At 65.7% G+C, this 7606-nt stretch carries 5 protein-coding genes; 4 read left to right on the top strand and 1 reads right to left on the bottom strand.

Annotated elements, in window-relative coordinates; genetic code table 11:
• Nucleotides 1-180 precede the first annotated feature (180 nt).
• Together ACFWWQ_RS29400 and ACFWWQ_RS29395 are read left to right on the top strand one after the other, a co-directional pair.
• Nucleotides 181-3609 carry an AAA domain-containing protein gene (locus ACFWWQ_RS29400; protein ID WP_384602286.1) on the top strand — a complete coding sequence of 1143 codons (3429 nt, stop codon included), beginning with the start codon at nt 181-183 and terminating at the stop codon, nt 3607-3609.
• Nucleotides 3596-4993, top strand: coding sequence for a hypothetical protein (locus ACFWWQ_RS29395; protein ID WP_384602285.1), 1398 nt, complete (start codon nt 3596-3598; stop codon nt 4991-4993). The genes ACFWWQ_RS29400 and ACFWWQ_RS29395 overlap by 14 nt, the downstream gene beginning before the upstream one ends.
• Nucleotides 4994-5493: 500 nt before the next feature.
• Here ACFWWQ_RS29395 and ACFWWQ_RS29390 read toward each other — a convergent pair whose 3' ends face one another.
• Entirely contained in the window at nt 5494-5919 is a 426-nt protein-coding gene (locus ACFWWQ_RS29390) for a DUF317 domain-containing protein (protein WP_384602283.1), read from the bottom strand.
• A gap of 448 nt (nt 5920-6367) precedes the next feature.
• On the opposite strand from ACFWWQ_RS29390, the gene ACFWWQ_RS29385 reads away from it, so the two are divergent.
• Nucleotides 6368-6946 (top strand): hypothetical protein, encoded by a 579-nt coding sequence (locus tag ACFWWQ_RS29385; RefSeq protein ID WP_384602282.1) that lies wholly within the window; start codon nt 6368-6370, stop codon nt 6944-6946.
• Nucleotides 6947-7040: 94 nt separating this feature from the next.
• The gene (locus ACFWWQ_RS29380; RefSeq protein ID WP_384602280.1) at nt 7041-7346 is read left to right on the top strand and encodes a hypothetical protein; all 306 of its coding nucleotides are present in this window, start codon (nt 7041-7043) and stop codon (nt 7344-7346) included.
• Nucleotides 7347-7606 lie beyond the last annotated feature (260 nt).

Genomic DNA, 7606 nt, shown 5'->3' with positions numbered 1-7606 from the left:
CCACCCCCGCAACTACCTGGCCTTTCTCGGCCTCGCCGCAGCCCTGTGCTGCTACAAGCGATTCACCCGCCTCACCACATAGGACACGGTCTTAGAGCAAACTGCTGATCCGATGAGACACGCGCTGGCAAGATGGCAGTAGGGGGAGCTGTACCAACAGCAATCAGCAGGGAGCAGTGGGTGGGAAAGACAATCAACGGCCGGTTTCTGCTGCTGCCTCAGGAGGCCCGCCCTGGCGGACTGTCCGAGGTCCGCAAGGCCGTAGATGTCACCAGCGAAGGCGGCGACTACGTGGCTGTCAAACTGCTCAAGCAGCGCGACGACGCAATCAGCGAGATCTTCCTGGAGCGGGAGACATCGGCGCTCAAGGCACTGGACCATCCCCACATCGTGCACATGCTCGACTCTGGCTGGGACGCCGAGCGTGAGCGTTACTTCATCGCACTGGAGTGGATCGACCGCAGCCTCAAGGATGAGATGGCAGACGGTCGTCCTCTGGATTGGCCAGCCTACTTCTCCCGCATCGGCGGGCCCCTGGCTTCCGCCCTCGCGTACGCGCACGAGCACCAAATCGAGCACCGTGACCTGAAGCCGGGCAATGTCCTGCTGAGCGATGACGATGCAGTTAAGCTCGCCGACTTCGGGATTGCCAAACTCCTTTCAAAAGCCGCCGTCGCCACGGACGAGACGGTGGCCGACTTCCGCTCGACCCTGTATGCGCCGCCGGAGCAGAGCGACGCGATCCCGTACGTCCGTGATGTCTACGCCTACGCAGTCCTCGCCATCCAGGTCCTGTCCCGCAACCAGGCCCGCGACTACCCGGACTTGGCGGCCGTACTCGATGAGCTGGAGCTGGCTCCAGAGATCCGTAGCATCCTGAAATCCTGCATCGACTACGACCCGCAGAAGCGCCCGGCGAACGCCAGCGTCCTGGAGCATCGGCTCCTGGAAGCAGAGCAGATCTGCAGCAGCCGTGAGGCACGCCATCGCAACGCGCTCTGGATGAAACTGACCCGCCGGGCAGCCGAGAAACTGAGCAGCACCTCGGCCGGCGACGAGATCGACTGGGTGCAGGTGAAGTCCGACATCCTGGCGGACATCTCCGGCACCGTTCACGTCGACTACGGCTACAACCCGCAGACCAAAGAGATCGACGACACCACGGTGCGGGTGTTCGGCCGCACGCTATTCCTCCGCCTAGTCAACGACGAAGAGTACGACGACAGGTGCGTCATCATTTCCGCGGAGGAGCGATCGGAAGAGTGGATGGCCAGGCGCCGCGAGTCCTCACTCAAGCTCCGGCCCATCCTCACCTGGACCTTCGACGATCCAGGCGAGGATCCGGCCTATCACGGGCTCAACCTGCTGCTGGACAGCCTCAATGCGCACCAGACTGAACGCGAAGAGCATGCCAAGGACCGCATGCGCCACCAGCTCGGCGACTTGTTCGACGGTTGGCGACGGGTCCTGGAGGCTCGCGAGGAGGCGGCGGCAAACGGCCGGCAGCCCATCGAGTACGAACGGATAGAGGGAGGCGGCCACACCCGCGTCTTCCACCTCGCCGCGCCAGGCACCGCAGTGGAGATCGGTGAAGAGTGGTCAGTGGCCGAGTACCCCTATAGCCGGCCCGTCGACCGCGGCGAAGTGCTCAACCAGACCGACGACACCATCGTGCTGCGGATGACGCGCCCCAAGGCGGTCCTTCCCTCTCGCGGTGTCCTGCTGCCATTCCTTGGGCCGAGTCAGAGCGCCATCAACCGTCAGCGGGATGCCCTAAGCGCCGTTGCTGCCGGACAGACGACCAACCCACTCCTTCGGCAGTTCATCGACAACCCCGCGGCCATTCCTTCACGTCCGCCCGCGGAGGTCGCCCAGTGGTTCCGGGCCGACCTCGATAAGAGCAAACGCGAAGTCGTTGCCCACGCCCTGGGAACCCAGGATCTGCTGCTGGTCGAGGGGCCGCCCGGCACCGGCAAGACGACGGTGATCGCCGAGATCGTCGAGCAGACGCTCAAGCGCGATCCCCACGCCCGCATCCTCATCGTCAGCCAAACCCATATCGCCATCGACAATGCGCTCAAGCGCATCGAGGACGCCGGCATCAGCGGCCTCGTCCGCCTGGGCCGCGTCGACGACCCGCGGGTTGCCGAGAGCGCCCAGCCGCTACTCCTCGACAAGCAGATCAAGAAATGGACCCAGGGGGTTCGTGCACGGGCGGAGAAGTACCTGGACACGGTGGCCGCCAACAACGGGCTGGAGGCCCGGCATCTCAAAGCCGCCCTGCTACTGGAGGAACTCGCCTCCGTAGCCGCCAACCTGACCCACGTATCGTTCAAACTCGAGGAACTGTCGAGCCGCCCGGCCCCTGACCGCACCAGCTCCGCCCGGGACCTCGGCGAGGAAGTCGTCACCATTCGCGCCCGCCAAGAGCAGCTGCTCGAACAGCGTGCCGAGCTGTTCGCCGAGGTCCAGTCCATGCTCACCGGCGAACTCACCTTGCGCGAGGACCTCAGCGCCATCGATGCCCGCGACTCGGTCGAAGTCCTTCTTGGCCCGTCCGGCCCCGGGCGCGAGCTCATGGACCTGCTGCGCCTGCAGGGCGAGTGGCTGCAGCGCATCGGCACCGACCAGAACCTGATCAGCGCCTTCCTGCGGACTCGGCACGTCATCGGCGGCACGGCTCTCGGCTTCCTTGGCCACCCCGCAGCGAGGGATCTCGAATTCGATCTGTGCATTTTCGACGAGGCGTCCAAAGCGACCGCAACCGAGGCCCTGGTGCCGCTGGCCCGGGCTAAGCGGTGGGTGCTGGTCGGTGACACCAACCAGTTGCCTCCCATCGACGAGGATCTGCTCCGCGACGAGAAGATCATGTCCGATCACCAGCTCATTCCCGAGCTGGTGATGACCACACTGTTCCAGTACTTCGCCAACTGCACAGATACACCGGTCAAGCATCTTCTGCGCGAGCAGTACCGGATGACGCCGGCGATCGGCAACATGATCAGTACCTGCTTCTACGACGGACAACTGATCTCGCCCAACGACCACACACTGCCGGGGTACGTTCAGATCAACAAGCCGGTCCTCTGGCTGGACACCAGCGCCCTACCCGGTCGGCGTGAATCCGAGCGGACCTCCTCGGAGACCAGCATCTCCAACCCCCTCGAAAGCAAGCTGGCGATGCGTCGCCTCGAGGTCATCGACCAGGCCATCGACAAAAAGATGGTCAAGGTCCCTCATGACAAGCGTCGCCTCGATGTCCTGGTCATCGCCCCCTACGGCCGTCAGGTAGAGGAACTCACGCGAGGTCTGGCTGCCCTGAAGCTCAAGCACATCACCCCTGAGGTGTTGTCCGTCGACGCGGTGCAGGGCCGCGAATGCGACCTCGCCGTGTTCTCCGTGACGCGCAGCAACAACCGCGGTCAACTCGGCTTCCTCGGCCAGCCTTACTGGCGCCGTATCAACGTTGCCCTCAGCCGTGCTCGCTTCGGTCTGATGATCATCGGTGACGCCGGATTCTGCCGTAGTCGGGCCGGGGCCCTGCGCGACGTCCTGGACTACATGAGCGGCCACCCGGAAGAGTGCGAGATTCGCGATGCCTACCTTTAGCCCCGACAGTCTCCTGGCTGTTCGCTACCACCACGCCCGTCCCGGGCTCGAGCTGGTCACCATCGTCGACGCAGCACTCCCCGTCGCACAGATCACCGCCGAAGTCCTCGCCCAAGACAGCAAGGGCCTGCCGCTGATGGACGAGTTTGTGCTGCGGCTGGTCGACCGCAACGTGAACACCGGGCGCGACGTCGCGGGCATGCTCGGCGTGCCCGAGCGGATGGTGGACCAGACCGTCGCCGAGCTGTTCCGCTCGGACAACCTCAGGTGGGGACCGCCTGCTCCACAAGACGATGCCCGCACCCCAGGTCTGCGGCTCACCGACAAGGGCCGCACCACGGCGCAGAAGGCAGCCGCCGTCGTCCCAGTGCGGGTCAACCAGCCACTCGTGTACGACCAGATGTTGGGGAAGGTGGCACCCTACGACCGCCGCACCACCGTGCCGCGCGGACTGGCCGAAGAAGACGGCCTGATCGTGCTGCCTGTTGCAAGGTCCGGCCCCGTAGACGAAAGCAACATCACGGCTGCCGACATCACCGCGCTGCTCCGGGAGAACGGGACCACCAACCGCGAGGTGCTCCAGGTCAAGAGCATCAGCCAGACCAAGGCACGCCGCGTCCTCCCGGTCAAGCTCCTCGTGTACGCCGACGAGGACCGCACCGAAATCCAGCTTGGCGTCGTCGTGGACGGCGAGCTCAGCCAGGCCCACGAACTCGAGCTGATCGGTCACGGTGGCGCCAAGGCCCTCGGCATCACCGTCGAACCGCCGCCTGATCGCCCCCTCCTGGAACCCGACCTGGAAAAGGCCCGCGTCCCTCTCCAAGAGGTAACCCAGCACCGCGCCGAACAGGCTGCCTTCCAGCTCGGCTCCCAGGCCCCCGCGCCGGCCCCGCCTGCGGCACCCCAACCTCAGGCAGACGAGATCCGTGCCATCGGCGTCTTCGAGCACGCAGAGATCCTCGACGAAGCCCTCACCCACGCCCGGCGGCGTCTCCTGATCATCTCGCCGTGGATCAAGAACGCGATCATCACCACGACGTTCCTCAGCCGTCTGGAAACCCGCCTGACCCGGGGCGTGAAGATCGACATCGCCTACGGCTACGAGGACAACGACACCAAGACCGACCTGGCCGCTGTCCGGAAACTCAACAATCTCGTCGCCCGCTACCAGGACAAAATCACCTTTACCCGGCTCAAGAGTACCCACGCCAAGGTCCTCGTCTATGACGACGTGTGGGTGACCACCTCCTTCAACTGGCTGTCCTTCAAGGGTGATCCCGACCGCACCTACCGCATGGAAGAAGGAAGCCTCATCCGCAACCGCCAGGTCACCGACGCCCAGTACGCCCGATACCTCGAGTTGATCGACGAGCAACGCCGATAGTCGGCCGGGCACGCGTGGATTGCACCGTCGATGACGAGCGGCTGCAGCCAGCGCATCATGAACCCGGCGACGTCCTGGCGGGATGGTGCGCTGAAGTGGGGTGGCAGGGAGTCGGATACCGTCGCCTCCGTGTCCAATCCGGCCGACGCCGGTGGCTCGGCCTGGCCGGTGTCGAATCGCGGCGGCTCTAGTGAGTGCATCTGCAGCAACGCGAGCGCTTCTCACTGGGCCTCACGGAACTCACGGTGGGCACGAGCACATCGTCGGAACACGCAGTCTTCCTCTCTCATCTTGTGGGCACGGGGAACGGACAACTCAGAGAACCAGCGTCGACAGCACAAGCCTCGCCAAGCCGCAGGGCGTCAGCTTCGGCGGACGACGCTGAGCCGACCCTCGGCGCGCTTGGGCAGGATGCGGCGCGGCGTTGGGGCCGGTGAGGCCAGCGAGTAGGCGAGCGCGGCAACCAAGTCATGGGGGACGCTGGCGCTGAAGCTGGCGCATCACAGCTCCGGGGCGCCGAGCACGAGTTCCGCCCACGCCTGCCAGCCCACCAGGTCAGGGTGCGGGTCGATGGCCTCGACGAGCGGCGGCAGCACCTCCAGGGAAATACTGGTGGAGAACCCAGAGTCCGTGTCGGTGGTGCGGGGGCGGCCCATGTCGCGGATCCAGCCTTGGCCAGTAAGCGCTTTGAGGACCGTCTCGGACTCTGGGAAGCTGCCGTCGCGGGCCGCGCGGGCGTCGATCGCAACGAGGAGACCGGCGAGCGCCTCATACGGGCTGCCAGCAGTGAAGCACGCGTTCCGCTCCGTCATCGCGGAGTTACGATGCGAACGCGCGCTCAGCCGCCAGGCAACGGGCAGGCCGCCCAGCTCGGACGGGTAGGCCGCGAGGACCCACTCTGCACCGCACAGCTCATCCGGGCTCACATACAACAACGTGCTCCTGGCAGTGGCCCACATACTCCAGCCGAAGCCGGCCAAAGTGTCGCCGACCCGCTCGGCGAGCGCGCCGTCGTCACCCGCCAAGTGGCGAGGGGTGACCCAGTACACCGGGTCTTGTGCATCAGGGCGGAAGGGACCAATGGGATGGTGCACGTGCAGAGGCGCCTCCGTAGGGCCGGGCTGGTTCTTCCGGCAGGGTGTTAGTCCTTTCGGCATCTGTTCTGTCTGCCCCCGGCGAACGACTGTCCGTTGACATCGAACCCAGTCGTTTTGCCATCGAACCGAGCCCTGCCGAATCCGGCATGCCCCTGCCTGCAAAGAGCTGGCGATCTCTAGACTGCTACGTCGTCGCTATAGACAACCCAGACCCCAGTCCGCAACGCTACCTATAGCGATCGATAGAGAACACGTAGAGTGCTGCGGGAAGGTTCTTGTGCGGATCACCATTGAAGGCGCGAGCGAGAAGTTCGAGCACAAACTGCTCGACCTGCTCGCCGAGCATCGAGACGAACTGGCCGTCTCCGTCGACACCGCATGGGACGTCGACAGGGCGATGGGCTTCCTGAACACACTCAATGAGGACGCCCGCCTGTTTGTGCGCCTGGTCGTAGAGTCCGACGGCCATCTGGAGGCCGCCGTGCTGCGCGAGGCATTCCCGCGCGGACTGCGCGGCCCCACCGTGGCCCTGTCCTACGCACTCAAGCGCGGCGTCAAGCACGGTTGGTGGCCCGAAGGCACCGAGGCGCCGGTCACCGTGATCTACGGCGGCGGCCCGCAGGACGGATGGCGGCAGGCATCGGCCTACGAGATGTCCGGTGAGGATCTACCCGTCTTCCGCGACGCCCTCGCCCACTACGACGCCGCGCCCCGGCCCCCCTGGGACGGGGAGGCGCCGTCCGCGTTCGCCGTGCATCCCGTGCATCCGAGCTGGGCGGCCGACGCCGACGTGCCGCGCGCGCTGTACGAAGATCCGCCGACCGCTCCCAACTTCCCGGACGGAGCTACCAGATGAACGGGGGGTTGCGCGGCTAAACCCCGCCTGCCGCATAGTCGGCGCGGCCCGTCACCGCGGCGGGCCCTACCCGCCTCGCAGGAGTGATACCGCCGTGTCCGCCCTCTTCGACAAGTTCCTGATTCCGATTGCAGTCGGTCTGGTCGTCACCGTTTTCGCCGCCGCAGCCAACCGGCTCTGCCGGCGTCGCCGGACCACCCCGACACCTCCCCGCGTGCTGCGCCGCTTCAGTCTGCTGGGCACCACCGGCGCCGACGGCACCCCTCTGTACTACGAGACCACCCGGGCCCCCGGCAGCGTCGTCACCCGCCGGGTCGGCAGTCTGTCCCAGCGCTTCGAACTGACCGATGCCCCGCTCGGCGACGGCACGTATGCCGCCGAACCCCTCGACCACCAGTAGGACGACCAGAGCATGGAGTGTGTGACCGCGAACGCCCTCGGGCTGGGCTGCCCACCAGCACTTTCACCGCACACGATTGGATTCACAACCACAGCCAGCCGAAACGGCTGCGTTCGCTGTCCTGAGGTTCCCCCGAGATGCGGAGGGAGCTGACCGAGGGTCAGGTGGGACTCATGAGAGGACCTACGACCATGGCTGCCCCAAGGAAATACTCGCTGGAGTTGCGTGAGCGTGCGGTGCGGATGTATCGCACTGCGGAC

The organism is Streptomyces sp. NPDC059080 (assembly GCF_042739975.1).
Taxonomy (GTDB): domain Bacteria; phylum Actinomycetota; class Actinomycetes; order Streptomycetales; family Streptomycetaceae; genus Streptomyces; species Streptomyces benahoarensis.
The sequence above is the reverse complement of the archived record's forward strand: the minus strand, read 5'-3'. Positions and strand labels throughout refer to the sequence as shown.